Annotated in this window: 27 protein-coding genes and 1 tRNA gene; 19 read left to right on the top strand and 9 right to left on the bottom strand. The window is 70.8% G+C overall.

All coding sequences use genetic code 11. The features are described 5' to 3' along the window. Positions 1-311: 311 nt before the first annotated feature. Positions 312-794: an NUDIX hydrolase gene (locus ACIQF6_RS07585; protein WP_400892185.1), complete on the bottom strand. Its 483-nt coding sequence runs from the start codon at positions 792-794 to the stop codon at positions 312-314. Positions 795-811: 17 nt separating this feature from the next. Here ACIQF6_RS07585 and ACIQF6_RS07580 point away from each other — a divergent pair, with 17 nt between their 5' ends. The 12 genes from ACIQF6_RS07580 (at position 812) to ACIQF6_RS07525 (ending at position 9,127) form a co-directional block, all read left to right on the top strand. Next, complete coding sequence (locus tag ACIQF6_RS07580) at positions 812-1,594, top strand: GntR family transcriptional regulator (RefSeq protein WP_400891300.1); 783 nt, start codon at positions 812-814, stop codon at positions 1,592-1,594. A 137-nt stretch (positions 1,595-1,731) separates the two neighbouring features. After that, a complete protein-coding gene (locus tag ACIQF6_RS07575; protein WP_400891298.1) occupies positions 1,732-2,073 on the top strand; it encodes a hypothetical protein in 342 nt (113 codons plus the stop codon). A gap of 4 nt (positions 2,074-2,077) precedes the next feature. After that, complete coding sequence (locus tag ACIQF6_RS07570; RefSeq protein WP_400891296.1) at positions 2,078-3,466, top strand: FtsK/SpoIIIE domain-containing protein; 1,389 nt, start codon at positions 2,078-2,080, stop codon at positions 3,464-3,466. A 96-nt stretch (positions 3,467-3,562) separates the two neighbouring features. Then, complete coding sequence (locus ACIQF6_RS07565; RefSeq protein WP_400891293.1) at positions 3,563-4,249, top strand: DUF2637 domain-containing protein; 687 nt, start codon at positions 3,563-3,565, stop codon at positions 4,247-4,249. A gap of 11 nt (positions 4,250-4,260) precedes the next feature. Beyond that, positions 4,261-4,452: a mobile element transfer protein gene (locus ACIQF6_RS07560; RefSeq protein WP_387996482.1), complete on the top strand. Its 192-nt coding sequence runs from the start codon at positions 4,261-4,263 to the stop codon at positions 4,450-4,452. Positions 4,453-4,464: 12 nt separating this feature from the next. Further along, complete coding sequence (locus ACIQF6_RS07555; RefSeq protein WP_400891289.1) at positions 4,465-4,662, top strand: hypothetical protein; 198 nt, start codon at positions 4,465-4,467, stop codon at positions 4,660-4,662. 13 nt (positions 4,663-4,675) lie between these two features. Next, on the top strand, positions 4,676-5,212 hold the full coding sequence (locus ACIQF6_RS07550; protein ID WP_400891287.1) for a hypothetical protein: 537 nt from the start codon (positions 4,676-4,678) through the stop codon (positions 5,210-5,212). A gap of 77 nt (positions 5,213-5,289) precedes the next feature. Continuing rightward, a complete protein-coding gene (locus tag ACIQF6_RS07545) occupies positions 5,290-5,829 on the top strand; it encodes a GGDEF domain-containing protein (RefSeq protein WP_400891285.1) in 540 nt (179 codons plus the stop codon). Positions 5,830-5,930: 101 nt separating this feature from the next. After that, the gene (locus ACIQF6_RS07540; RefSeq protein WP_400891283.1) at positions 5,931-6,107 is read left to right on the top strand and encodes a hypothetical protein; all 177 of its coding nucleotides are present in this window, start codon (positions 5,931-5,933) and stop codon (positions 6,105-6,107) included. A gap of 235 nt (positions 6,108-6,342) precedes the next feature. After that, positions 6,343-7,746, top strand: coding sequence for a replication initiator protein RepSA (repSA, locus tag ACIQF6_RS07535; RefSeq protein WP_400891280.1), 1,404 nt, complete (start codon positions 6,343-6,345; stop codon positions 7,744-7,746). Then, positions 7,743-7,967, top strand: coding sequence for a helix-turn-helix domain-containing protein (locus tag ACIQF6_RS07530; protein ID WP_400891277.1), 225 nt, complete (start codon positions 7,743-7,745; stop codon positions 7,965-7,967). The genes repSA and ACIQF6_RS07530 overlap by 4 nt, the downstream gene beginning before the upstream one ends. A 2-nt stretch (positions 7,968-7,969) precedes the next feature. After that, positions 7,970-9,127 carry a tyrosine-type recombinase/integrase gene (locus ACIQF6_RS07525; protein WP_400891275.1) on the top strand — a complete coding sequence of 386 codons (1,158 nt, stop codon included), beginning with the start codon at positions 7,970-7,972 and terminating at the stop codon, positions 9,125-9,127. An 84-nt stretch (positions 9,128-9,211) separates the two neighbouring features. Here the strand turns inward: ACIQF6_RS07525 and ACIQF6_RS07520 are convergent, their stop codons facing one another. The 3 genes from ACIQF6_RS07520 to ACIQF6_RS07510 form a co-directional block, all read right to left on the bottom strand. Next, on the bottom strand, positions 9,212-10,495 hold the full coding sequence (locus ACIQF6_RS07520; protein WP_400891273.1) for a restriction endonuclease: 1,284 nt from the start codon (positions 10,493-10,495) through the stop codon (positions 9,212-9,214). 283 nt (positions 10,496-10,778) lie between these two features. Beyond that, positions 10,779-10,852 (bottom strand) — tRNA-Pro (locus ACIQF6_RS07515). 88 nt (positions 10,853-10,940) lie between these two features. Next, positions 10,941-11,885: a metallophosphoesterase gene (locus ACIQF6_RS07510; RefSeq protein ID WP_400891271.1), complete on the bottom strand. Its 945-nt coding sequence runs from the start codon at positions 11,883-11,885 to the stop codon at positions 10,941-10,943. Positions 11,886-12,016: 131 nt separating this feature from the next. On the opposite strand from ACIQF6_RS07510, the gene ACIQF6_RS07505 reads away from it, so the two are divergent. Then, positions 12,017-12,472: a GatB/YqeY domain-containing protein gene (locus ACIQF6_RS07505; RefSeq protein ID WP_400891269.1), complete on the top strand. Its 456-nt coding sequence runs from the start codon at positions 12,017-12,019 to the stop codon at positions 12,470-12,472. A gap of 165 nt (positions 12,473-12,637) precedes the next feature. Here the strand turns inward: ACIQF6_RS07505 and ACIQF6_RS07500 are convergent, their stop codons facing one another. Further along, complete coding sequence (locus ACIQF6_RS07500; protein ID WP_400891267.1) at positions 12,638-14,902, bottom strand: transglycosylase domain-containing protein; 2,265 nt, start codon at positions 14,900-14,902, stop codon at positions 12,638-12,640. Between the two features lie 400 nt (positions 14,903-15,302). Here ACIQF6_RS07500 and ACIQF6_RS07495 point away from each other — a divergent pair, with 400 nt between their 5' ends. After that, on the top strand, positions 15,303-15,626 hold the full coding sequence (locus ACIQF6_RS07495) for a WhiB family transcriptional regulator (RefSeq protein ID WP_035864045.1): 324 nt from the start codon (positions 15,303-15,305) through the stop codon (positions 15,624-15,626). A gap of 37 nt (positions 15,627-15,663) precedes the next feature. Here the strand turns inward: ACIQF6_RS07495 and ACIQF6_RS07490 are convergent, their stop codons facing one another. Both ACIQF6_RS07490 and ACIQF6_RS07485 read right to left on the bottom strand, forming a co-directional pair. Then, the gene (locus ACIQF6_RS07490; RefSeq protein ID WP_400891264.1) at positions 15,664-16,809 is read right to left on the bottom strand and encodes an ArsA family ATPase; all 1,146 of its coding nucleotides are present in this window, start codon (positions 16,807-16,809) and stop codon (positions 15,664-15,666) included. Further along, positions 16,806-17,816: an ArsA-related P-loop ATPase gene (locus ACIQF6_RS07485; RefSeq protein ID WP_400892182.1), complete on the bottom strand. Its 1,011-nt coding sequence runs from the start codon at positions 17,814-17,816 to the stop codon at positions 16,806-16,808. The genes ACIQF6_RS07490 and ACIQF6_RS07485 overlap by 4 nt, the downstream gene beginning before the upstream one ends. Positions 17,817-18,084: 268 nt before the next feature. On the opposite strand from ACIQF6_RS07485, the gene ACIQF6_RS07480 reads away from it, so the two are divergent. From ACIQF6_RS07480 to ACIQF6_RS07460, 5 genes are all read left to right on the top strand, one after another. Next, complete coding sequence (locus ACIQF6_RS07480) at positions 18,085-18,240, top strand: DUF4177 domain-containing protein (protein WP_152645221.1); 156 nt, start codon at positions 18,085-18,087, stop codon at positions 18,238-18,240. Between the two features lie 2 nt (positions 18,241-18,242). Beyond that, positions 18,243-18,707: a RidA family protein gene (locus tag ACIQF6_RS07475; RefSeq protein ID WP_400891262.1), complete on the top strand. Its 465-nt coding sequence runs from the start codon at positions 18,243-18,245 to the stop codon at positions 18,705-18,707. Positions 18,708-18,806: 99 nt separating this feature from the next. Continuing rightward, positions 18,807-19,649 carry an NUDIX hydrolase gene (locus ACIQF6_RS07470; protein ID WP_400891260.1) on the top strand — a complete coding sequence of 281 codons (843 nt, stop codon included), beginning with the start codon at positions 18,807-18,809 and terminating at the stop codon, positions 19,647-19,649. A gap of 92 nt (positions 19,650-19,741) precedes the next feature. Next, the gene (locus tag ACIQF6_RS07465; RefSeq protein WP_400891259.1) at positions 19,742-19,936 is read left to right on the top strand and encodes a hypothetical protein; all 195 of its coding nucleotides are present in this window, start codon (positions 19,742-19,744) and stop codon (positions 19,934-19,936) included. After that, positions 19,933-20,754 (top strand): MBL fold metallo-hydrolase, encoded by an 822-nt coding sequence (locus tag ACIQF6_RS07460; protein ID WP_400891258.1) that lies wholly within the window; start codon positions 19,933-19,935, stop codon positions 20,752-20,754. Before ACIQF6_RS07465 ends, ACIQF6_RS07460 begins: the two co-directional genes overlap by 4 nt. 215 nt (positions 20,755-20,969) lie before the next feature. Here ACIQF6_RS07460 and ACIQF6_RS07455 read toward each other — a convergent pair whose 3' ends face one another. Both ACIQF6_RS07455 and ACIQF6_RS07450 read right to left on the bottom strand, forming a co-directional pair. Next, positions 20,970-21,644, bottom strand: coding sequence for a Crp/Fnr family transcriptional regulator (locus ACIQF6_RS07455; protein WP_014136744.1), 675 nt, complete (start codon positions 21,642-21,644; stop codon positions 20,970-20,972). Between the two features lie 181 nt (positions 21,645-21,825). After that, positions 21,826-22,482, bottom strand: coding sequence for a GntR family transcriptional regulator (locus ACIQF6_RS07450; protein ID WP_400891256.1), 657 nt, complete (start codon positions 22,480-22,482; stop codon positions 21,826-21,828). Positions 22,483-22,690 lie beyond the last annotated feature (208 nt).

Below are 22,690 nucleotides of genomic sequence, written 5' to 3'. Positions count from 1 at the left end.
GCCCCGTGCGTAGGTTTGTGTCGAACCGAGTGGGGCGGGATACGGCTGCGCGTTGGGCAGGTGCCGCATCAGGACCGGGCTTCATCTCTGAGGGAGTTCGGGGCCTGGCTGAGTGACGAGTGAGCGGGCGAAGATCCACCCATCTCCACTACCTACTCCATCTGATGCCAGCCCGCCGCAGGCGGGCCTTGATGAAGTAGCGAAACTCGTAACACTTCCCCATCCGTCAAGCGGCCCGCCTCGGCGGGACTTGGCGCAGGGGCAGCAGCAATACGTGACCACCGTCAGACTCTGACGGTGCCCCTTGACGGTCAGCTTGCTGCCGCGTGCCCAGTGAGCAACTGTCGGCCGTCGTGGGTGCGGATGCTGGGCACCGCCTCGTCGCTGAGTGCGTCAAGTACACGGACCGCGAACACCTCGGCCATGCGGGCGGAGACCTCTGCCGGCGTCAGCCAATCGATCGCGGTGGACTCTTCTGACAACTGCTCGCTCCCGCCTTCGAGGTGGCAGCGGAAGACCAGAGCGACCACGCCGCGGGTGACGTTCTTGTAGACGCCGGTGAGCCGTTCGACACCGACCTGAAGGCCGGTCTCCTCGTAGATCTCACGGCGTACTCCGTCCTCGACGGTCTCCGTCAGCTCCAGAACGCCGCCGGGTGGCTCCCAGGTGCCGTTGTCCGCGCGGCGGATCGCCAGCACCCGGCCGTCCTCGCGCACCACGGCACCCGCAACGGACACGGAGTGAAGGGGCGTTGACTGCGGCTTCGGGGCGCTGTTACTCATGTAGAGGAGAATAGGAGCCCTGAAGAACTATGGCGAGTAGCGAGTCGGCGGCGTCGACGAAGGCGAAGAAGTACCTCCAAATCGCGGATGATCTGGCTGCGAAGATCAGGGCCGGAGTCCTGCTTCCCGGGCAGCCCATCCCCAGCGAGGCTGAGTTGATGCAGACCTACGGGGTGGCCTCGGGCACTGTGCGCAATGCCATCGCCGAACTGCGGACGGCGCAGCTGATCGAGACTCGGCACGGGAAGGGCTCCTTCGTCCGCTCCCGCCCCCCGGTGCAGCGGAAGTCGTCGGACCGCTTCCGCCGCGCACACCGCAAGGCCGGCAAGGCGGCCTACCTCGCCGAGACCGAAGCGTCCGGTGGCAAGCCCACGGTCACCGTGCTGTTCATCGGCCCCACCGAAGCGCCGGCCGATATCGCCGAGCGACTCCAGATCCCGGCCGGCACCCAGGTCCTCGCCCGTCGGCGCCGGTACTTCCGGGACGGCGTGCCGACCGAGGAAGCGACCTCCTACTTGCCGTGGGACGTGGTGAAGGACATCCCGGAGATGTTCGCCGAGAACCCGGGCGGTGGCGGCATCTACCAGCGCTTGGAGGACCACGGCTTCACGCTCGCCGAGTACGGGGAGACCGTCCGGGCCCGGCTGGCGACCAAGGCCGAGGCGACCGCGCTGGCGCTGAGCCCGGGTGCGGCAGTGATCCATCTGGTGCGAGAGGCCGTGACCGCCACCGGCCGAGTGGTCGAGGTCTGTGACACGCTCATGGCCGCTGACCAGTTCGTTCTCGACTATCGGTTCGCCGCCACCGACTGACGGAAGCTCAAGTTCCGTAACCCGTCGCGGGTTTCTTCTCGCGGCGGGTTTACTTATGTACAGGAGTCGGGCACTCTTCTATTCGTAACTCCTGTACATGAGTGCAGGAGGTCACCTCGTATAGAGGAGTTGCAGCCATGGCTGTGTTCAAGGTCGACGTCTCCACCGCCTTCGTGTTCGTCGCCGTCCCGCCCGCGCCGAAGGTGGTGAACCGCCAGACGGGCGAGATCGCCGTTGACCGGGAGACCGGCGCGAAGCTGATGACCGTCGGCCTGACCATCGCGGACGAGGGTGAGGCGAACCTGTACACCGTCTCCGTGCCGGAGACCGGACTGTCGGAGTCGCTGGCGATCGGGATGCCGGTCGCGCTCACCGGGCTCAAGGCGTGGGACTGGGAGAACGAGTTCAACGGGCAGAATCGGCACGGGATTTCGTTCCGCGCGGCGGCCGTCACCTCGCTCGTTCCGGTTCAGGGCTGACGCCGTGTCGGGGGTGATGGCGCTCGCGGAGGTGGGCGTCCCGCTCGCTGCGGTCGGGGGTGGGGTCGCGTTCGCCCGGGTCAAGGCTCCGGCGCTGTACTGGTCGGCCATCGGCCTTCCGATCACCGCAACGCGGTTCTCCGCGACGTACAGCAGCATCATGGACGCCTGCGGTCTGACCGTGGCTCCGTCCTCGTTCCGGATCGCGATCACGCGGGCGACCACTCGGCGGGAGATCCGGCCGGTGCCGCCCCGCATCCGTCGGGTCCGGCCGACCACCACCGGACTCACGGTCCGGCTCCGGCTGGCACCCGGCCAAGAGCCGGCGGACCTGGTGGCCTCGACCGAGCGTCTTCGGCACGCCTGGGGCGTCCACAGCGTCCACGTTGCGGTGATCAAGCCGGGCGTCGTCGAACTGCGGATGACCGGGTATGACGTGCTCCGCAAGGTGCGGATGCCTCGCGGGTCGGTGGCCGGTGAGCTGGCCGTCCCGGTGGCGCTGCGCGAGGACGGCACGGCGTTCGTCCGCGACTACCGCGCGGTGCCGCACGCGCTGACGCTCGGGACCACGCTGTCCGGGAAGTCGATGTATCTGCGGAACCTGATCGCCGAACTCGCCCGCACCGATGTGGCGTTGGTCGGCATCGACTGCAAGCGCGGTGTCGAACAGGCCCCGTTCGCCTCGCGGATGACGGCGCTGGCGACCAATCCCGAGATGGCAAGTGACCTCCTGGACAAGCTCGTTGAGCTGATGGAGGACCGCTACGACCTGATCCGCTCCCACCAGAACATCCCGTCCGCAGTCTCGTCGGAGGAGATCACCTCGGACGTCTGGGGCCTGCCGGCCAAGCTCCGGCCGGTGCCGATCATCCTGGTGGTGGACGAGGTGGCCGAGCTGTTCATGGCCGCCACCCGTAAGGACGAGGAACGGCGGGACCGGATGGTCACCCAGTTGATCCGCCTCGCTCAGCTCGGCCGCGGCGCGCACATCTACGTCGAAGCGTGCGGCCAGCGGTTCGGTGCCGAGTTCGGCAAGGGGGCGACCATGCTCCGGGCCCAGCTCACCGGCCGGGTCGTGCACCGCGTCAACGACAAGGCCACGGCGGAGATGGGGCTCGGCGACGTCTCGCCGAACGCGGTTCTCGCCGCTACCCAGATCCCGCCGAACCTGCCCGGTGTCGCGGTGGCCGGTGACTCCTCCGGCGGCTGGTCCCGCATTCGGGCGCCGCACCTGACGCTCGCCAAAGCGGCGACCATCTGCCGGGCGAACGCCCACCTCACCCCCGTGATCGACCAGTTGGAACGGTTCCGCCCCTACGTTCCGCCGATGGTTGCCGTCCCGCCGAAGCCGACCTCGCCGCCGCGCTTCGCTGCATCGCCGGTCACCGAGTAGCCCATCTGCACCCACGGTCGGCGCGACTGCTTCGCGCCAGGTCCCTACCCCCGCCATGCCCGCGCCCGGGCCCAACTATGAACGGAGGAAAGGACGATGCGTCTCCCGCGTCCGGACGCCGTGCTCATCCAAGCCGCCATCGCCGGCGCACTGTCCTTCGCCCACCTGCACGACGTCGCCGAAGCCGCCGGCCAGCACGATTGGAAGGCGTGGGCGTACCCCGTCTCCGTCGACCTGCTGTTGGTCGCGGCCTGGCGGCGGATGCGACACCTCAAGTCCACTGGTGCGCCGGTCCGTTCGGCCTGGACCTGGTTCGGGATCGCGCTCGCCGCCTCGCTCGGTGCGAACATTGCCACCGCCGGCTTGCTCGACCTCGCTCACGTCCCCGCCTGGCTTCGAATCCTTGTTGCCGGTTGGCCCGCCCTCGCGTTCTTCGGCGGCACCCTGCTCGCTCACGGAAACCGGCCGGCGGATGAGCCCGAACTCGCCAGCGATGACGGCGAGTTGCCGCTCTACGAGCCCGATCCGCCGGCCGATCTCCCGGACGCCGAGCCCGAGTTGGAAGCCGTCGAAGCCGCTGCTGCACCCGCGGCTCTGCCGGCCGCCCCCGCTCCGGCGCCCGCGCCCACTGTCGCCGTCCCGGCTGTGCTGGTCGACCACGCCCGGAAGATCGCCGACGACCACCACGCCCGGACGGGTCAGCCGATCGACACCGAGACCCTGCGCGTCCGGCTCGGCGTCCCGCCCCACTTCGCCACCGCCATCGCGGCCCAGCTCACCTGAGAGGTGATCCCATGCCCCGCCCGATCCGCCTGCGCAACATGATCCGCATCGGCCCCGTGCAGGTCGGCACGTACTTCGACAACCGCGGCCGCGAGAAGCACACCGCCGCCTGCACCGCCCCGCGCTGCGGCTTCTCCGCCGACTACGACAGTCGCGCCGCAGCCGAGATCGCCGCCCGTACCCACCGCTGCACCATCCGCTGACAGGAGCCCGCCATGTCCCTCACCCTGCCCTTCGTCCTCGTCCTCGGCATCGCCGTCTGGGCCGTCGTCCGCTACCTCAACATCCGCCTCTGGGTCGCCGTCCTGATCGGACTGTTCGGGTTCTACCTGGCGAACACCTTCCTCGCCCCGGTTATCGACGGCACCGCCCGCTCTGGCGTGGACGTCATCAACAACACCCAGCAGAAGTGACCGGGGGCCGACCGTGAACGCCACCCTCCTGCTCCCGGACTCGCTGTCGCTCACCCCCGAAGGCTCGGCCCTGGTCGCGGAGATCGAGGCGTACTTGGCCACGCTGCCCGTCCAGGCCCGCGCGGTGGTGCCGCTCATCTGCAACTTCGGCAGCACGATTCAGCGTTGGAACGCCGGCTTCCCGCAGCCGCGGTTGTCCGTGCTGGACCGGCTCGCACACCGCACCGCCCGGCCGGTGGACGTGTCCGTCGCCGATCACCTCCGGCTCACCTCCCGCTACCTCGCCGAAGTCGGGTGGGTCCAGGGCAAGTTGTGGGACGCCTCCGGCCGCGTCTGCCTCCTCGGCGCCCAAGCCGCCGTCCTGCTGAACGGCTACGGCACCCCGTACACCGTCGGCCGCGCCCGCAACCAGGTGATGGAAGTCCTGCACACCACCGGACGGGCCGCCGCCTCCCCGGACGTGTTCAACGACGCCCCCGGCACCCGCCAGACCGATGTGCACCGCCTGCTCGACCGGGCCTCCGCCCGCGCGCACTCCCTCGGCATCTGACCGGTCCCCGGGGCGGAAGCAAGCCGCCAAGCCATCCCGCCGCCCCGGAGACCTCGACCCGCTCCGGAAGGACCGCAATGGACCTCGCCCCGCTCGTCGCCGCCGGCGTCCCCCTGCTCGGCTGGACCGCCCACAGCGCATTCCTCGCCCGCCGGCTGACCACCGCTCGCCGCGACCCGCTCACCGGCCTGCTCACCCGCGACGGCTTCACCGCCCGCGCCGAGCGGCTGATCCACCGTCACCCCGAGCGCACCACCGTCCTGCTGATCGACCTGGACGACTTCAAGGCCGTCAACGACACCCACGGCCACGCCGCCGGAGACGCCGTTCTCGCCGCCACCGCTCGCCGCCTCGCCACCTGGTGCGGCACCGACGGCCTTGCCGCCCGCCTCGGCGGAGACGAGTTCGCCGCCGTCGTCCTGGACACCGACCACCGCGTCCCCGAGCTGCGCGGCCTGCTCCAGCACCCCGTGCCGCACGGCACCGAGCTGCTGAGCGTCAGCGCCTCCGTCGGCACCTCGCACCCCGGCACGCACCTGCTCACCGAGGCACTGTCGGCCGCCGACCGCCAGATGTACGCCGCCAAGCCCGGCGCCCGAACCGCGCGCCGCCGCTGAGACAAAACCGGCCCCCGGCACGGCAGCAAGCCGCCAAGCATCCCGCCGCGCCGGGGACCTCAACCCTCCCCGAACCGTAGTCCGCGAAGGAGACCCCCATCATGACGCAGCACCGCCACGCCCAGGGCCGCATCTGCCCGAACTGCGACGGCTTCCCCCGCGTCGCCATCGCCACCGGCACCCGCCGCCCGGACGGCACCCGCACCACCAGCCCGGTCACCTGCCCCTCCTGCCACGGCCGCGGCACCGTCGCCCGCGCCTACCCGCCGGCGCTCTGACATGCCCTCCCTCGACTGGCGCGACTCCCGCCACTGGGACAACAGGCCCGCCCCCTGCGGCGTCTGCCACGAGCCGACTCACCTCCGCTCCGACCGCGGCAGGCCCGCCCACAAAGTCTGCGCGGAGACCTGGACCGACCAGCACACCACGCCCACGCCCAACCCGTCCTGATCCGCCCGCCCGGGGTCACTGCTCACGGCTGGCCCCGGGTCTTCCCCATCAGGGAGGTGACCCATGAACCGACTCACCGAGCGACCCGACCTCGCTCTGCTCGACCTCGCCCGGCTCGCCGCCCGCGGTGACCTGCCCCGGCTCGAAGACCAGATCCGCCGGACCGGCGGGTGCGCCAACCCGATCCACCTGAAGGGCTTCTGCACCCTCACCCACGCCCCCACCGGCGCGGTATGGCACCGCTACTCGACCGACCACGAGCCCGGCCACCGGCTCAAGGTCGCGTGCGGCAATCGTCGAGCCTCTCGCTGCCCCGCCTGCGCGCGAACCTACTCGGCCGACACCTACCACCTGATCCGCGCCGGACTCGCGGGCGACGACAGCAAGGGCATCCCAGCCACGGTGCGCTCGCACCCCCGCGTCTTCGCCACCCTCACCGCACCGTCGTTCGGCCCGGTCCACAACCGCCCCGACCACGGCCCGTGCCGCTGCGGCCTGGCCCACCCGGCGGGATCTCCCGTCCTCGGCACGCCGCTCGACCCGGACGCCTACGACTACGCGCACGCCGTGCTCTGGAACAACCACGCTCCCGACCTATGGCGGCGCTTCACGATCTACCTGCGCCGCGAAGTCGCCCGCCGCGCCGGCCTGACGCTCCGTGGCTTTCGCGACGCGGCCAAGGTGTCGTTCGGCAAGGTCGCCGAGTACCAGCGCCGCGGCGCGGTCCACTTCCACGCAGTGATCCGGCTCGACGGCCCCGAGGGCGCCGACACCGCCCCGCCGTCCTGGGCCACCGTCCCGCTGCTGGACGACGCCATCCGGGCCGCCGCACGCCGCGTCGGCGTCCCCATCTCGGCTGCCAGCGAACGGCCCTCCCGAGTCCTGCGCTGGGGCAAGCAGCTCGACGTCCGGCCCATTGGTGCGTTCGGCTCCGGCGAGATCAGCGAACAGGCCGTCGCCTCGTACGTCGCCAAGTACGCAACCAAGAGCGCCGAGACCACGGAAACCGTGGACCGCCGCATCCTGGAGCGCCACGAACTCGAACGTCACGACCTCCCGGACCACACCCGCCGCTTGATCGAAGCCTGCTGGGACCTCGACCCGCTCTACCCGGGAAGCCTGCTGGCGCACTGGTCCCACATGCTCGGCTTCCGCGGTCACTTCTCCAGCAAGAGCCCCAGCTACTCGACCACCCTCGGCGCTCTCCGCCAGGTCCGTGCTGACTTCCGTGCCGAGCAGTCCCGCACCGACCTCCGCGAACGCCTCCTTGCCGCCGGCTTCCCCGACCTGGACGAGGTGGATGACGCCGAAACCCTCGTCGTCGCCCACTGGTCCTTCGCCGGAGCCGGTAACAGCCCGGGTGAATCCATGCTTGCCGCCGCTGTCGCACGGGAGCTGAACGAACGCCGCACCAACGACCGGCAGGAACTGCTGGCCCAGCTCGTGGCCGAAGGGGAGGACCGATGACGACCGCAACCGAACTGCCGCTGGGCAGAAGAACCGGAACGGTGCCGGTCCTCTACCGGGTGGAGGACGTGGTGGAGGCGCTGAGCCTGAGCCGCACCGTGATCTACGACCTGATCCGCGTCGGGCGTCTCCGCACGGTCAAGGAGGGCCGCTCGCGGTTGGTGCCGGCGTCCGCCATCAACGAGTACGTCGCGCTGCTGGAGAACGAAGCCAGGGGGTAGCAGTGACGACCCGTCGCAGCCGCGGGGACGGCGGACTCCACTGGGACGAGAAGCGCCAGCGGTGGATCGCCAGCGCGAGCCTGGGGTTCGACCCGGCGGGGAAGCGCATCGTGAAGCGGGGGAGTGGCAAGACCAAGACCGAGGCGAAGGCCAAGCTCAAGGAGATCCTGCGCGATCACGAGGACGGCCTTGCCATCGCGCCCACCAACTACACCGTGGGCAACGCCGTGAACGACTGGCTGACGTACGGGCTGGCCGGCCGCGAGGACAAGACCGTCGAGACCTGCACCATCTTGTGCCGCACCCACGTCATATCGGCGCTGGGCGCCCGGAAGCTCCGAGACCTCGGCGCTGAAGACGTCGACCGCTGGTTGGCGGCCAAGGCCAAGGAACTGAGCACCCGTACCCTCCAGGCACTGCACTCGTGCCTCAACCGGGCGGTGAAGCGGGCGATGGCCCGGGACAAGGTGAAGCGCAACGTCGTGGAGCTATGCAGCGTCCCCACAGGCCGCCCTGGACGGCCTTCCAAGGCGCTGACGCTGGCTCAGGCCGAAGCGGTCCTCCAGGCCGCTCAGAAGACCGGCATGTACGCCTACATCGTGGTCTCGCTGCTGACCGGCGCCCGCACGGAGGAACTGCGGGCGCTCACCTGGGACCACACCTTCCTGAAGGGCACCCCGGATGCCGTCCCGCCGCACATCGCGGTGTGGCGCTCGGTCCGGGCCGGCGGCGACACCAAAACTCGGAAGTCCCGCCGCACCCTCGCGCTCCCCGCCCGGTGCGTCGAAGCCCTGCTGGACCACTGGGTCGATCAGGGCTGGGACCGGCTTGCTGCCGGCGACAACTGGCAGGAGAACGGCCTCGTCTTCCACTCCGCCGTGGGCACCGAGCTGGACCCGTCCCACGTCCGCCGCGCCTTCCGGACGGCCATCGCCAAGGCCGACGGCATCACCGCCGCCGACTGGACGCCCCGCGAGCTGCGGCACAGCTTCGTGTCGATCCTCTCCGACAAGGGCGTCCCGCTGGAGGAGATTTCCCGACTCGTCGGCCACTCCAGCACCAGCGTCACGGAGGAGGTCTACCGGAAGCAGATCCGCCCGGTGATCCAGACCGGCGCGACCGTCATGGACGACGTGTTCGGACACGCACCCGACTGGTAGTCACGCAGGTGATCCCGTACAACGAGGAAGGGCCCTACCGGATTTCTCCGGCAGGGCCCTCATCTGCACTTACGAAGAGATCGGTCAGTTGAGCAGTGTCTCCTCCGGGCGGCGGTTGAGAACCTCTATCGTCCGGTTGTTCAGGAGGTGCTCGACGCAGGCTGGCAGGTCGCCGCCGTGGTCTTCTCGGGCCATCTCACGGAGTTCCTTTACGAGATCCTGTCCGTTGATGAGGACGATCGGGTACTGGTCCTCGACCATCTCCAGTTGCGCGGGCTCCGAGTAGGCGCCGGTGGTGACGTAGACCCCGATCCAGCCGCGCCGGAGTCGGGCGACCACTCGGGCGATCTGCTCGGCCGATATCAGGCTGTCCGGCTTGATGCACTTGGCCTGCCCGAGGACCACGAGCTTGGTGCCGGCCAGCCCGGAACCCAGATCCAGTCGACCCACGAAGTCGGCACCGCCGTCGCCCGATCGTCGAGTGAGCCACTCTTCGATGTAGCTGTGGCCGGAAGCGCGCAGTATTCGTGCGGCGACCGCGGAAGCCAGAGCTTCGAATGCGTGCTTGTCTCCATCGAAGCGCCGGTAGACCTCCTGGAGGTCCGCCTCCAGAGGGCTGTCCTCGGCCGGCCGTTGGTCCTTCACCTTGACCACCCGGCTGCGGGCCACGCGCCGGCGTACCCGCGGCAGTGCCGAGTGTCCGTGCTTGACCCACTGCCGCCACGCGGCCGGAGCCAGGGCAAGTGCATCGGCATCGGAGCATCCAGGATCGCGGCGGGCCGAGATCCAGTCCCAATCCAACTTGTCAGCCTCGGCGGAGAGGTCGATCACCGCGAGGTCGAAGACGTAGTTCGTGAAGGTCGCGTTGGCCTGCCCTGCCCACTGGACCACCCGTTCCGCGCGTTCGATCAGACCGACGCCGCAGAACTCGACGTGCCCCTTGACCCTGCCGTTCCGCGACACGGAGCGGAACAACAGCAACGGGGCCGCGGCTGACCGGCCCGCGACTGTCGGAGCCTGGTGCCTGTCGAACGCCTCCAGCAGGGCTGCGTTCCCGGTGGTGCTTCCGAGCGGCTTCGTCGTCTCGGCCTTGTGATCGCCGAAGTACCGCACATGTCCGTTGTCGAGGTCGAACACGTCATGCCACGGTGTCTGCTCCGATCCGGCCTTCCACGGGCTGGAGCGAATCATCACCGCCGGCCGCCGCGCATCGTCGCCCGCCCTGACCTTGGCCATCGCGTTGATCCCCGCTTCGAGCAGGGCGCGCTTCTGGCCGGGGCTGTCCGTGACGAAGTAGAAGTTGGCGAACCCGTCGACGGCGGCTGGTGTTGCGTCCTTCGACGCCGTGTACCGCAGCACGTCTCCCATACCCAGCGAATTCCCCACAGTGCCCCCTCCGACGAACAGACTGCTCCGTCCGTGATCCTGGCACGCCTGTACGACCCACGGAGTTTCTCGTCCCTCCGGCCGGCGGTGGCCCGGCGTTGCTGCCTCTCGCTTCCGCCCGGTGATCCAGACCTGGTGCGACCCTCATGGACGACGTCTTCGGACACGGACACGCACCCGACGGGTAGTCACTCAGTTGGACCCGCACAACGAGGAAGGGCCCTACCGGATTTCTCCGGCAGGGCCCTTACCTGCACTTACGAAGTCGGGGTAGCGGGATTTGAACCCACGGCCTCTTCGTCCCGAACGAAGCGCGCTACCAAGCTGCGCTATACCCCGGTCCTGCTTTGTTGCTTTCCGTCTCCGGTGCAACGAGTAGAACTCTACAGGAGGTGGGGCCAGAGACGAAATCCGGTTTAGGGGCTGGTCAGCGAGGGGCGGGGGTGAGGGTGAGGAGAGTGGCTTCGGGGGGGCAGGCGAAGCGGACGGGGGTGTAGCGGTTGGTGCCGCAGCCGGCGGAGACGTGGAGGTGGGAGCGGTGGCCGGCGGCGGTGTGGGTGGAGAGGCCCTTGACGCGGTCGGTGTCCAGGTCGCAGTTGGTGACGAGGGCGCCGTAGAAGGGGATGCAGAGCTGGCCGCCGTGGGTGTGGCCGGCCAGGATCAGGGGGTAGCGGTCGGCGGCGAAGGCGTCGAGGACGCGGAGGTAGGGGGCGTGGACGACGGCGAGGGAGAGGTCGGCGTCGGGGGAGGGGCCGCCGGCCACCGCGGCGTAGTCGTCGAGGCGGATGTGCGGGTCGTCGAGGCCGGTGAACTCGATGTCGAGGCCGGCCACGGTGAGGCGGCCGCGGGCGTTGTTGAGGTCGAGCCAGCCGGCCCGGTCGAAGCCGTCGCGGAGTTTCTGCCAGGGGTTGTGGACGGCGCCGGAGATGCCGCGGCGGCCGCTGCCGTCGGGGTTGTTGAGGCCGTGGATGCCGCTGCGCAGGGCCTTGAGGTAGCGGGTGGGTGACTTGCGGGCGGGCCCGTAGTAGTCGTTGGAGCCGAAGACGTAGACGCCGGGGAAGTCCATCAGCGGGCCGAGCGCGTCCAGCGTGGCGGGGACGCCGAGCGGGTCGGAGAGGTTGTCGCCGGTGTTGACGACCAGGTCGGGGCGGAGGCCGGCGAGGCTCTGCAGCCAGCGCTGCTTCTTGGCCTGTCCGGTGACCATGTGGATGTCGGACACCTGGAGGATCCGGATCGGCCGGGCGCCGGCGGGCAGGATCGGAACCTCGACGCGGCGCAGACGGAACGAGCGGACCTCGTACCCGGCGGCATAGACGAGACAGGCGGCGCCGGTGGCGGCGACACCGAGCGGGACGGAGTACAGCGGTCGCATCGGTCCATGGTCGCAGACCGTTCGAAAAGACGGGCAAGCACCCGGGGCTCGGCGGCGGATGACGGGTCGTCAGTGCGAACCGGCAGGTAAAGGGGCGGCGGCGGGGCGGGACAGGTGTCAGAATCGGCGGCATGACGACGCTCAAGGAGCAGCTGCACGAGGACCTGACGGCTGCCATCAAGGCACGGGACGAGCTGCGCTCGGCCACCCTCCGGTTGACGCTGGCCTCGGTGACCAGCGCCGAGGTGGCGGGCAAGGAGAAGCGCGAGCTGTCCGACGCCGAGGTGCTGCAGGTGATCGGCAAGGAGTCGAAGAAGCGGCGGGAGGCCGCGGAGGCGTTCGAGGGCGCCGGTCGGACGGAGCAGGCGGCGCGGGAGCGGGCCGAGGGCGGGGTGCTGGAGGCCTACCTGCCCAAGCAGCTCACGGACGAGGAGCTGGCCGGGATCGTGGCCGCCGCGGTGGCGGAGTCCGGGGCGAGCGGCCCGCAGGGCATGGGCGCCGTGATGAAGCTGGTGCGTCCTCAGGTCGAGGGCAAGGCGGACGGCGGCCGGGTGGCCGCCGCGGTGAAGGCCGCCCTGGCCGGCTGATTCCGACCGCGCCGGTATCGGAGGGGCATTCGTACAGCAGCGGGCGCCCGCACAGAGACCCCGCACAGAGACCCCGCACAGAGACATAGACGTGCAACAGCCGAAGCCGCCCCCCCGGAGAGGATCTCCGGGGGGGGCGGCTTCGGCTGTTACGGGGTGCGCCGGTCAGTGGCGGCCGGGCTTGCCGGTGTTGCCGCCGACGGGCGGGAAGGAGAAGCCTCCGCCGGTCGGGAATCCGCCGTTGCCGCCGCCGTTGCCGCCGCCATTGCCGTTCCCGCCGCCGTTCCCGCCGCCGCCGGCGTTGTCCCCGGACGGGTCGCCGGGGTTGTCGGTGGCGGGCGTGGTGGCGGGGGTGGTGGGCTGCTGCGGGGCGATGGGGACGCTCTGGAAGGTGGTCCGGGGGGTGCCGTCCAGGGCGTCGTTCATGGCCATCTGCCAGATCGGGCCGGGGCCGTCGGCGCCGTAGACCGCCGAGAAGTACTTGCCGCCGATGCTGATGTTCTTCATCGAGACGTTGCCGCCGACGCCGCCGAGCCAGACCGAGGTGGCGAGGTCGGGGGTGTAGCCGGTGAACCAGGCGGCGTACCGCTCGTCGGTGGTGCCGGTCTTGCCGGCGATCTGGCGGCCGTCGTCGAGGCCGAGGGAGGAGCCGGTGCCCTTCTCGGTCACGCCGAGCAGCAGGGTGTTGACGCCGTCCGCGGTGCTCTGCGACATCGCCTGGGTGCAGTTGGCCTTCGGCACGTCGAGCTGCTTGCCCTCGCTGGTGACCACGGAGGTCAGCGCGATCGGGGCGCAGTAGGTGCCGCGGGCGGCGAAGGACGCGTAGACCGAGGCCATCTGGAGCGGGCTGACCTCCTGGGTGCCGAGCACCATGGAGGGGACCTCCTGGAGCGCCTTGCCGTTGGCCAGGGTGCCGACGCCGAGCTTGTCGGCCATCTGCTTCATCGGGCACAGGCCGGTCTGCTGCTCCAGCTGCACGAAGTAGGTGTTGACCGACTTCTGCATGGCGAGCTGCATGCTGTACGGGCCGACCTCGGAGGACGACTCGTTCTGCACGGTGGGCTTGCTGGTGTCGTTCCAGCTGCCCTGGCAGGTGGAGACCCGGGGGTACTCCATCTTGTTCGGCGAGGGGAGTTCCTGGGTGATCGGCACCCCGTTCTCCAGGGCGGCCGCGGCCAGGATCGGCTTGAAGGTCGAGCCGGGGGAGAAGCCGTTGCCGCCGCCCATGGACGCGCCGACGTTCAGGTTGAGGACGGTCTGCTTCTTGGACTCGTCCAGGCCGTACGGGCGGGTCTGCGCCATGGCGAGGATCTCGCCGGTGCCGGGCTTGATCATGGTGCCGGCGGCGGCCACCTTGTCGGTCACGTTGACCTTCTTGGTGACGGCGTTGTACATGTCGTGCTGCTTGTCCGGGTCGATGGTGGTGGTGATCTTCAGACCACCCTGCGACCAGACCTTCTGCCGGTCGGCGGCGGTCTTGCCGAACGCCGGGTCCTGCTTGATCACGTGGCGCACGTAGTCGCAGAAGAAGCCCATGCCGTTCCCGGCGGTGATGCAGCCGTTCTGCGGCTCGGAGTACTTGATGCCGAGGTCGGAGGCGATGGCCGCCTTCGCCTCCTCGGGCGAGATGTGCTTGTACTCCAGCATCTTGTTGATCACCGTGTTGCGGCGGGTCTGCGCGGCCTGCGGGTGGGTGACCGGGTCGTACGCCGAGGGGTTCTGCACCAGGCCGGCCAGCATCGCTGCCTCGGGGAGGGTGAGGTCCTTGGCGCTCTTGCTGAAGTAGCGGTTGGCGGCGGCTTCGATGCCGTACGCCTGGTGGCCGTAGAAGGTGATGTTCAGGTAGTTGGTGAGGATCTGGTCCTTGCTCAGGTCCTCCTCCAGCTTGATGGCGTACTTCAGCTCCTGGATCTTGCGACCCATGCTCTTCTTGGTGGCTTCCAGGAAGGCCTGCTGGTCGTCGCCGGCCTGCTCGACGAAGACGTTCTTCACGTACTGCTGGGTGAGCGTGGAGGCGCCCTGGGCGGTGGTGCCGGACTCGGCGTTCTTGGTGGCGGCGCGCAGCACGCCCTTGAGGTCGACGGCGCCGTGCTCGTAGAAGCGGTTGTCCTCGATGTCGACCTGCGCCTGACGCATGATCGGAGCCATCTGCTCCTTGGTCAGGATGGTGCGGTCGCGGTCGTACACCTTGGCGATCAGGCCGCCCTTGGCGTCGTAGATCATCGACGCCTGCGAGAGGGTGGGCGTCTTGAAGTCGTCCGGGATGTTGTCGAACGATTCGGCGGTGTCCTTGGCGGTCAGGCCGAACGCACCGACGGCCGGCAGCGCCATTCCGGCGACCAGGATGCCGGCCAGCACGGCGCTGCCCAGGAACTTGACGCCGAGGCCTGCCTTGTCCAGTGCGGTACCCGTGGATCGCGTAGCTGCCATGGGGAGAACCCTACGTTGCGGAATCCCGTACAGGGGGGCAGGTGTTCGCCTACGCTTGTCACAAGACTGCGACAGCTTCGCTCCGTTCATCATCATCACTCTTGTGAGTGATGAGCTTTGTCCGATTCGGGGGACTCTGTACCGAATTCCGACAGCTGCACGGCGAGCGGCTGTTGCACACCGTGACGAAGACCTGCCATTCGGCCCCGGCAAGGCCCACGACCTGCAATCACTCCAACGAGTGAGCTGTCGGACACCCATAGTCCGATCGGGTCATTCGAGATTGGGCCGACAGGGGCTGTTGCGTCGTGTCGTTCTTCCGTAACGTCCTCAACTGGCAACGGTGAATATGCCGTTGCCGCCGTGGGGGAGCCCCGAATCGGGAGAGGACGGCGCCGGGATGGGCTGGGTGGACGACTGGAGCGCGCAGGCCGCGTGCCGCACGAGCGATCCGGATGAACTGTTCGTGCAGGGGGCGGCGCAGAACCGCGCCAAGGCGGTGTGCAGCGGGTGTCCGGTGCGCACCGAGTGCCTCGCGGACGCACTCGACAACCGTGTCGAGTTCGGTGTGTGGGGCGGAATGACGGAGCGCGAGCGTCGGGCGCTGCTGCGCCGGCGCCCGACTGTGGGGTCCTGGCGCAGGCTGCTGGAGACCGCGCGCACCGAGTACGAGGAGTCGCTGGCCACCGGAGTGGTCCTGCGGGACTACGCCCAGGCGGGCTGACGACTCGTCAAGAACAGCGGTGCGGCGGGCCTTCGGCTCACTCGGCGGGGGAGCCGAGTCGGTCGCCGATGGCCCGCAGTCCGTCCAGGTCGTGGACGTCTCCGGGCAGTGCGGGCACCTCGACGATCGGCACGTCCGGGTAGACCGAGGCGAAGCGGTCGCGGGTGCGCCGTTCCCGAGCCATGACCTGCACCCGTTCGGCGTGCAGGCGCAGCAGCCCGGCGGCCAGGGTCTCGGCCTCGACGGTCGAGGTGGCGGTGCCGTTCTCCTCCAGTGCCTCGGCCGCGGCCAGCGCCCGCTCGGAGGTGAGCTGCGGTGCGCCGGTGGTGTGCACCCGGTTGAGCACCAGGCCGGCCAGCGGCATGGCGTCGGCGGCGAGCCGGTCGACGAAGTACGCGGCCTCGCGCAGTGCGTCGCGTTCGGGTGCGGCGACCACCAGGAACGCGGTGCCGTCGGCCTTCAGCAGCTGGTAGGTGCGGTCGGCGCGTTCCCGGAAGCCGCCGAACATCGAGTCCGTCGCGGAGACGAACGTCTGGATGTCGGTGAGCAGTTGGGCTCCGAAGATCTTGCCGAGGGTGCCGGTGATCAGCCCCATGCCGACGTTCAGGAACTTCATCGCGGAGCGGCCGCCGACCTTGGCGGGGGCGGTGAGCAGCCGGATCACCTTGCCGTCCAGGAAGGACCCGAGGCGGCTGGGGGCGTCCAGGAAGTCCAGGGCGGAGCGGGACGGCGGGGTGTCGACGACGATCAGGTCCCAGCGGTCCTCGGCGCGGAGCTGGCCGAGCTTCTCCATCGCCATGTACTCCTGGGTGCCCGCGAAGCCGGCCGACAGCGACTGGTAGAACGGGTTGTCCAGGATCGCCTTGGCCCGGTCGGGTTCGGCGTGGGCGAGCACGACCTCGTCGAAGGTCCGCTTCATGTCCAGCATCATCGCCTGGAGTTCGCCCGTTCCGCGGGTGCCCTCGACCACCCGCGGCGTGTTGTCGAGCTCGGTCAGGCCCATCGACTGGGCGAGCCGGCGGGCCGGGTCGATGGTCAGCACCACGACGCGGCGGCCGCGTTCGGCGGCGCGCAGGCCGATCGCCGCGGCGGTGGTGGTCTTGCCGACGCCGCCGGAGCCGCAGCAGACCACGATCCGGGTCGCCGGGTCGTCGATCAGGGTGTCGATGTCCAGCCCGGTCATGCCGCTCCCTGCCGCTTCAGTTCGCCCGCCAGCCGGTACAGGCCGCCCAGGTCCACGCCCTCGCCGAGCAGTGGCAACTCGTAGCTGGGAAGCCGCAGTTGTTGCAGGTCGATGCGCCGGGCGCGTTCCAGTTCGACCCGTTCGGCGTGTTCCCGGGCCTGCTCCAGCAGCGGGTCGAGCAGCGGCTCCACAGCGGCCCGCACGGTCTCCGGCTTGCGCGAGCGCCCGCCGAGGCCGGCCTCGCCGAGGGCCAGGGCGACCTCCTCGCGGTGGTCGCCGTGCGCGGCCTCGACCGCCGCCGCGTCCAGTATCGGCGGGCGCACCATGTTCACCAGCACGCCGCCGACCGGCAGCCCGGCCTCGCGCAGGTCGGCGATCCCGTCCACGGTCTCCTGCACCGGCATCTCCTCCAGCAGGGTGGTGAAGTGCACCGCCGTCTCCGGGGAGCGCAGCACCCGCATCACCGCCTGCGCCTGGCTGTGGATCGGGCCGAACCTGGCCAGCCCCGCGACCTCGGAGTTGACGTTCAGGAAGCGGGTCAGCCGGCCGGTCGGCGGGGCGTCCATCACCACCGCGTCGTACGCCCGGCGGCCGTCCGGGCCCTTGCGGCGGGCCGCCTCGCAGGCCTTGCCGGTGAGCAGCACGTCGCGCACGCCCGGGGCGATGGTGGTGGCGAAGTCCACGAAGCCGACCTTCTGCAGGGCCTTCCCGGCCCGGCCCAGCTTGTAGAACATCTCCAGGTACTCCAGCAGTGCCTGCTCGGTGTCGATGGCCAGCGCGTGCACCTCGCCGTGGCCCTTGCCGGGCAGGCCCAGCTGAGCGGGCGTCACGGTGGCCACCCGGCGTTCCTCGTACGGCAGCGCGGCGATCTGGAACAGCTCGGCGATGCCCTGCCGGCCCTCCACCTCGATCAGCAGGGTGCGGCCGCCCTCGGCGGCCAGCGCCAGCGCGAGCGCTGCGGCCAGCGTGGTCTTGCCGGTGCCGCCCTTGCCGCTGACCACGTGCAGCCTGACGCCCTCCCAGTCCGGCTCCCGCGGCGACGCCTGCCCGGTCGGCCCCGCCGTACCGCTGCTGCCCGCCACGCCCGCTCTCCGTCCGTCGCTGCCTGCTGAAGACCCGGGAAGGCCCTCCTCTGCCGGGGTGCCGCACGGGCATCCCTCACCGCGAGGGTAACGAGCGCGCGCTCCGGATGACGGGAGCATCCCGGCCACCCCGACGATTGATGCCCCCTTTGTGTCCCACCTCACACCGGCCGGGGCGGCTAGAGTCACCCCCATGACCAAGTGGGAATACGCAACCGTGCCGCTGCTCGTGCACGCGACCAAGCAGATCCTCGACACCTGGGGCCAGGACGGCTGGGAGCTCGTCCAGGTCGTCCCCGGGCCGAACCCGGAGCAGCTGGTGGCGTACCTGAAGCGCGAGAAGGAGTAGTCATGGGCCAGGTAGAGCAGAAGCTCGCCGAGCTCGGGCTGACCCTGCCCGAGGTGGCGGCCCCGGTCGCCGCGTACGTCCCCGCGCTGCGCGACGGCCACCACGTGCTGACCTCCGGCCAGCTGCCGATGGTCGGCGGCAAGCTCCCGCTGACCGGCAAGGTCGGCGCCGAGGTCACCGCCGAGGACGCCAAGGACCTGGCGCGGACCTGTGCGCTGAACGCGCTGGCCGCGATCAAGTCCGTGGTCGGCGACCTGGACCAGGTCGAGCAGGTCGTCAAGGTGGTCGGCTTCGTCGCCTCCGCCCCCGACTTCACCGGCCAGCCCGGCGTGGTCAACGGCACCAGCGAGCTGCTGGGCCAGGTCTTCGGCGACAAGGGCGTGCACGCCCGCAGCGCCGTCGGCGTGGCCGTGCTGCCGCTGGACGCGCCGGTCGAGGTCGAGCTGACGGTCCGCATCCGCGCCTGACCGCACACGCCCGTGAGGGCCCGTCGCCGCACCGCGGTGACGGGCCCTCACGCGTTCGGGCCTGTCCGGCCCGGCTAACCACCGTTAACATCCGTGACCATGCCCGAGATGCCTCAGCCCTGGCCCGCCCGGATCCGCGCCCTGGCCGCCGGGGACATCACCCCGCCCGAACCCCGGCCCTCCGCCACCGTGGTGCTGCTGCGCGACGCCGCCGCCGGCCCCGAGGCGTACCTGCTGCGCCGCCGCACCACGATGGCCTTCGCCGGCGGCATGTACGCCTACCCCGGCGGCAGCGTCGACCCGCGCGACCGGGAGGTGCGCCCGCCGTGGGCCGGCCCGTCCCCCGCGGAGTGGGCCGAGCGCCTGGGCGTGGACGAGCCGACCGCCTGCGCGGTGGTCTGCGCCGCCGTCCGGGAGACCTTCGAGGAGGCCGGCGTGCTGCTGGCCGGCTCCGACGACCGGACGCTGGTCGAACCCGGCGACTGGACCGCCGAACGGGCCGCGCTGGAGTCCCACGAGCTCTCCCTCGCCGAGTTCCTCACCCGCCACCGACTGGTGCTGCGCAGCGACCTGCTGGCCGCCTGGGCCCGCTGGGTCACCCCCGCGTTCGAGGAACGCCGCTTCGACACCTGGTTCTTCGTCGCCGCCCTGCCCGCCGGACAGGCCGCCGCGGACAGCGTCGGCGAGGCCGACCGGGTCGCCTGGATGACGCCCGCCGACGCGGTGGCCGGCTTCCACGAGGGCCGTTTCGGCATGATGCCGCCGACCATCACGGTGCTGCGCGAACTGACGCCGGTGGGCAGCGCCGCCGAGGCGCTGAGCGCCGCCGCGGGCCGCAAGGTGACCCCGGTGCTGGGGTGGGCCGAGTTGGACGGGGACCGCATGACGGTGCGCTGGCCCGGGTATGACGAACTGACTGTCGACGGCGTGTTCCCGGCATGAGAACCTTCCCCCGGAAAGCACGGCAGCCGCCGCGCCGACCAGTGCCTTTTCGCTGCGCCGGTACCGACCGCGCCCCTGGAAGGAGACCTCCGATGACTCACAACGACGTGGCTCGCCGGACCTCGGCCATGCCTGCCCGCACCGTCACCCCCCGCGCCGCCGCCTGCGAGGAACCAGGGGCCGCGCCCGCCGCCGCCCGCCTGCTGGTCCGCGAGCTGCCCGCGCGGGCGCTGGTGCGGTCGCTGCCGCTGCGGCGGCTCGGTCGGGCCGAGGTGGACGCCGCGTGAGCGGTCTGCTTCCGGGAGACCCCGCCGACCACGTCGGCGGGGTCGCCACCCCGCGCGCGCAGTGCGTGCTCGCGCCGAACCCGTCCCCGATGACGCTGGACGGCACCAACACCTGGCTGCTGTCCGAGCCCGGCTCCGACCTCGCCGTGGTGGTCGACCCGGGCCCGCTCGACGAGACCCACCTGCGACGGGTCGTCAGCACCGCCGAACAGCAGGGCAAGCGGATCGCCCTCACCCTGCTCACCCACGGCCACCCCGACCACGCGGACGGCGCCGCCAGGTTCGCCGAACTCACCGGCACCGCGGTACGCGCCCTCGACCCGGCGCTGCGACTCGGCGACGAGGGACTGCACGGCGGCCAGCGGCTGGAGATCGGCGGCCTCGACCTGCGGGTGATCGCCACCCCCGGGCACACCACCGACTCGCTGACCTTCCACCTGCCCGCCGACGGCGCGATCCTCACCGGCGACACCGTCCTCGGCCGCGGCACCACCATCATCGACCACCCCGACGGCCGCCTCGGCGACTACCTCGCCTCACTGCGCCACCTGCACGCGATGGCCGCCGAACACGGCGTCCGCACCGTGCTGCCCGGCCACGGCCCGGTCCTCGCGGACGCGCTCGGCGCCGTCGACTACTACCTCGCCCACCGGGCCGGCCGCCTCGCGCAGGTCGAAACCGCGATCGAGGCGGGCTGCCGCACGGCGGCCGAGGTCGTCGCCCGGGTGTACGCGGACGTGGACCGCGCGCTGTGGCCCGCGGCGGAACTGTCGGTCGAGGCCCAGCTCACGTACCTGAAGGAGCACGGCCTCATCTGAGCGGGAGCCACGGCGGGCGAGCGCGAGAACGTGGGCGCGTGGGGCACCTCCCGGCCCGCCAGGGCTGGGGGAGAACTGCGCGACAAGCGCGAAGCACGTCCGCAAGGTCGCAATCAAGTGCAGGTCATTGCCCTGCGTCGCGATCTTGCGGACGTGGTGCCTTCCGCTTCGCGCAGTTCCCCGCGCCCCTGGTTGTGCTCTCCCTGCTGGTTCGTCTACCGGGAGCGGCGCGACAGGCGCTCGACGTCCAGCAGGACGACCGCTCGGGCCTCCAGCTTCAGCCAGCCGCGGCCGGCGAAGTCCGCGAGGGCCTTGTTGACCGTTTCGCGGGAGGCGCCGACCAGCTGGGCCAGCTCTTCCTGGGTGAGGTCGTGGGCGACGTGGATGCCCTCGTCGGACTGCACGCCGAAGCGGCGGGAGAGGTCGAGCAGGGCCTTGGCGACGCGGCCGGGCACGTCGGAGAAGACCAGGTCGGACATCACGTCGTTGGTGCGGCGCAGGCGGCGGGCGATCGCGCGCAGCAGAGCGATGGAGACCTCGGGGCGGGCGTGCAGCAGCGGGAGCAGGTCGCCGTGGCCGAGGCCGAGGAGCTTGACCTCGGTGAGGGCGGTGGCGGTGGCGGTGCGCGGGCCCGGGTCGAACAGCGAGAGTTCGCCGATCATCTCGGAGGGGCCGAGCACGGCGAGCATGTTCTCGCGGCCGTCCGGCGAGGCGCGGTGCAGCTTGACCTTGCCTTCGACCACGACGTACAGCCGGTCGCCCGGGTCGCCCTCGTGGAACAGCGACTCGCCGCGGGCGAGCGTCACCTCGGTCATGGAAGCGCGGAGCTCGGCAGCCTGGTCGTCGTCGAGTGCCGCAAACAGCGCGGCGCGCCGCAGAACGTCGTCCACGAGCTTCCTCCTGCTGGTGTCATGGGCAGTGCTATTCACCACCAAGGATGACGCATGTCGCTCCGATCATATGAGGAGGGGGTGTGCCCGGGGGTGGCCTACGCGGCCATTCGCGCACTTTGGGTGACCGCCGCGACGGTGCCCGTCCGGCGGCGTGTCGCCGGGCGGGCGGCGGCGCGGGTCAGCCGCCGAGTGCCTGAAGGGCGAATGCGCGGGTGCCGGCGACGTGCTGGCGGGCGAGCACGGCGGCGGCTTCCGGGTCGCGGGCCTTGATGGCGTCCAGCAGCTGCTGGTGCTCGGTGCACATCGGGGCGCTGGTCTCGGCGTCCGAGGTGAGGCGGAAGAGTCGGCGCAGCCGGCCGTCGAGCGGGGCCATCATGTCGCGCAGCAGCGGGTTGCCGGAGAGCTCGACGATCTCGCGGTGGAAGTCGGCGTTCAGGTCGGCGGTCTCGCGCACCCGGCCGGCCTCGGCGGCCTTGCGGGTGCGGGCGAGCAGGCGTTCCAGGCCGCGGATGCCGGCGGCGGTGGCGTGCCGTGCGGCGAGGCTGGCGGCGAGGGCCTCCAGGGACTCGCGGACGGCGAAGAAGTGCTCCGCGTCGGCCGGCCCGAAGTCGGCGACGACGGCGCCGCGGCGGGCCTGGACGGTGAGGAAGCCCTCGCGTTCCAGGCGCTGCACGGCCTCCCGGACGGGGATCCGGGACACGCCCAGGCCGTCGGCGAGCTCGCGTTCCACCAGGCGCTGCCCGGCGGGGTGCTCGCCCTCGATGATCCGCTCGCGCAACCGGAGGTAGACGAGGTCCGCCAGTGACTGGTGGGCGTCGCCGAGGTTGTCGGGCATCGGGGCTCCAGGCGGAAGCGGGCGGACGGAGCGGTCTGAGGATCAGATCATTCCAGATCGCAACCCGCTACCCCCTTGTCCGGTATTCGGTATACCAGTTACGTTGGCCGCCCAGCGGGTCGGAACGGCGTCCGGCGCCACGCCCGCACCCCCTTTCGACGAGCCCGTACAGGGCCCGCACGGGGTCCGCACAGGGCTCGAACGGAGC

Source organism: Kitasatospora sp. NPDC092948 (assembly GCF_044754805.1).
Taxonomy (GTDB): Bacteria; Actinomycetota; Actinomycetes; order Streptomycetales; family Streptomycetaceae; genus Kitasatospora.
Note: the sequence above shows the minus strand (reverse complement) of the source record. Positions and strands in the feature narration are given on the sequence as shown.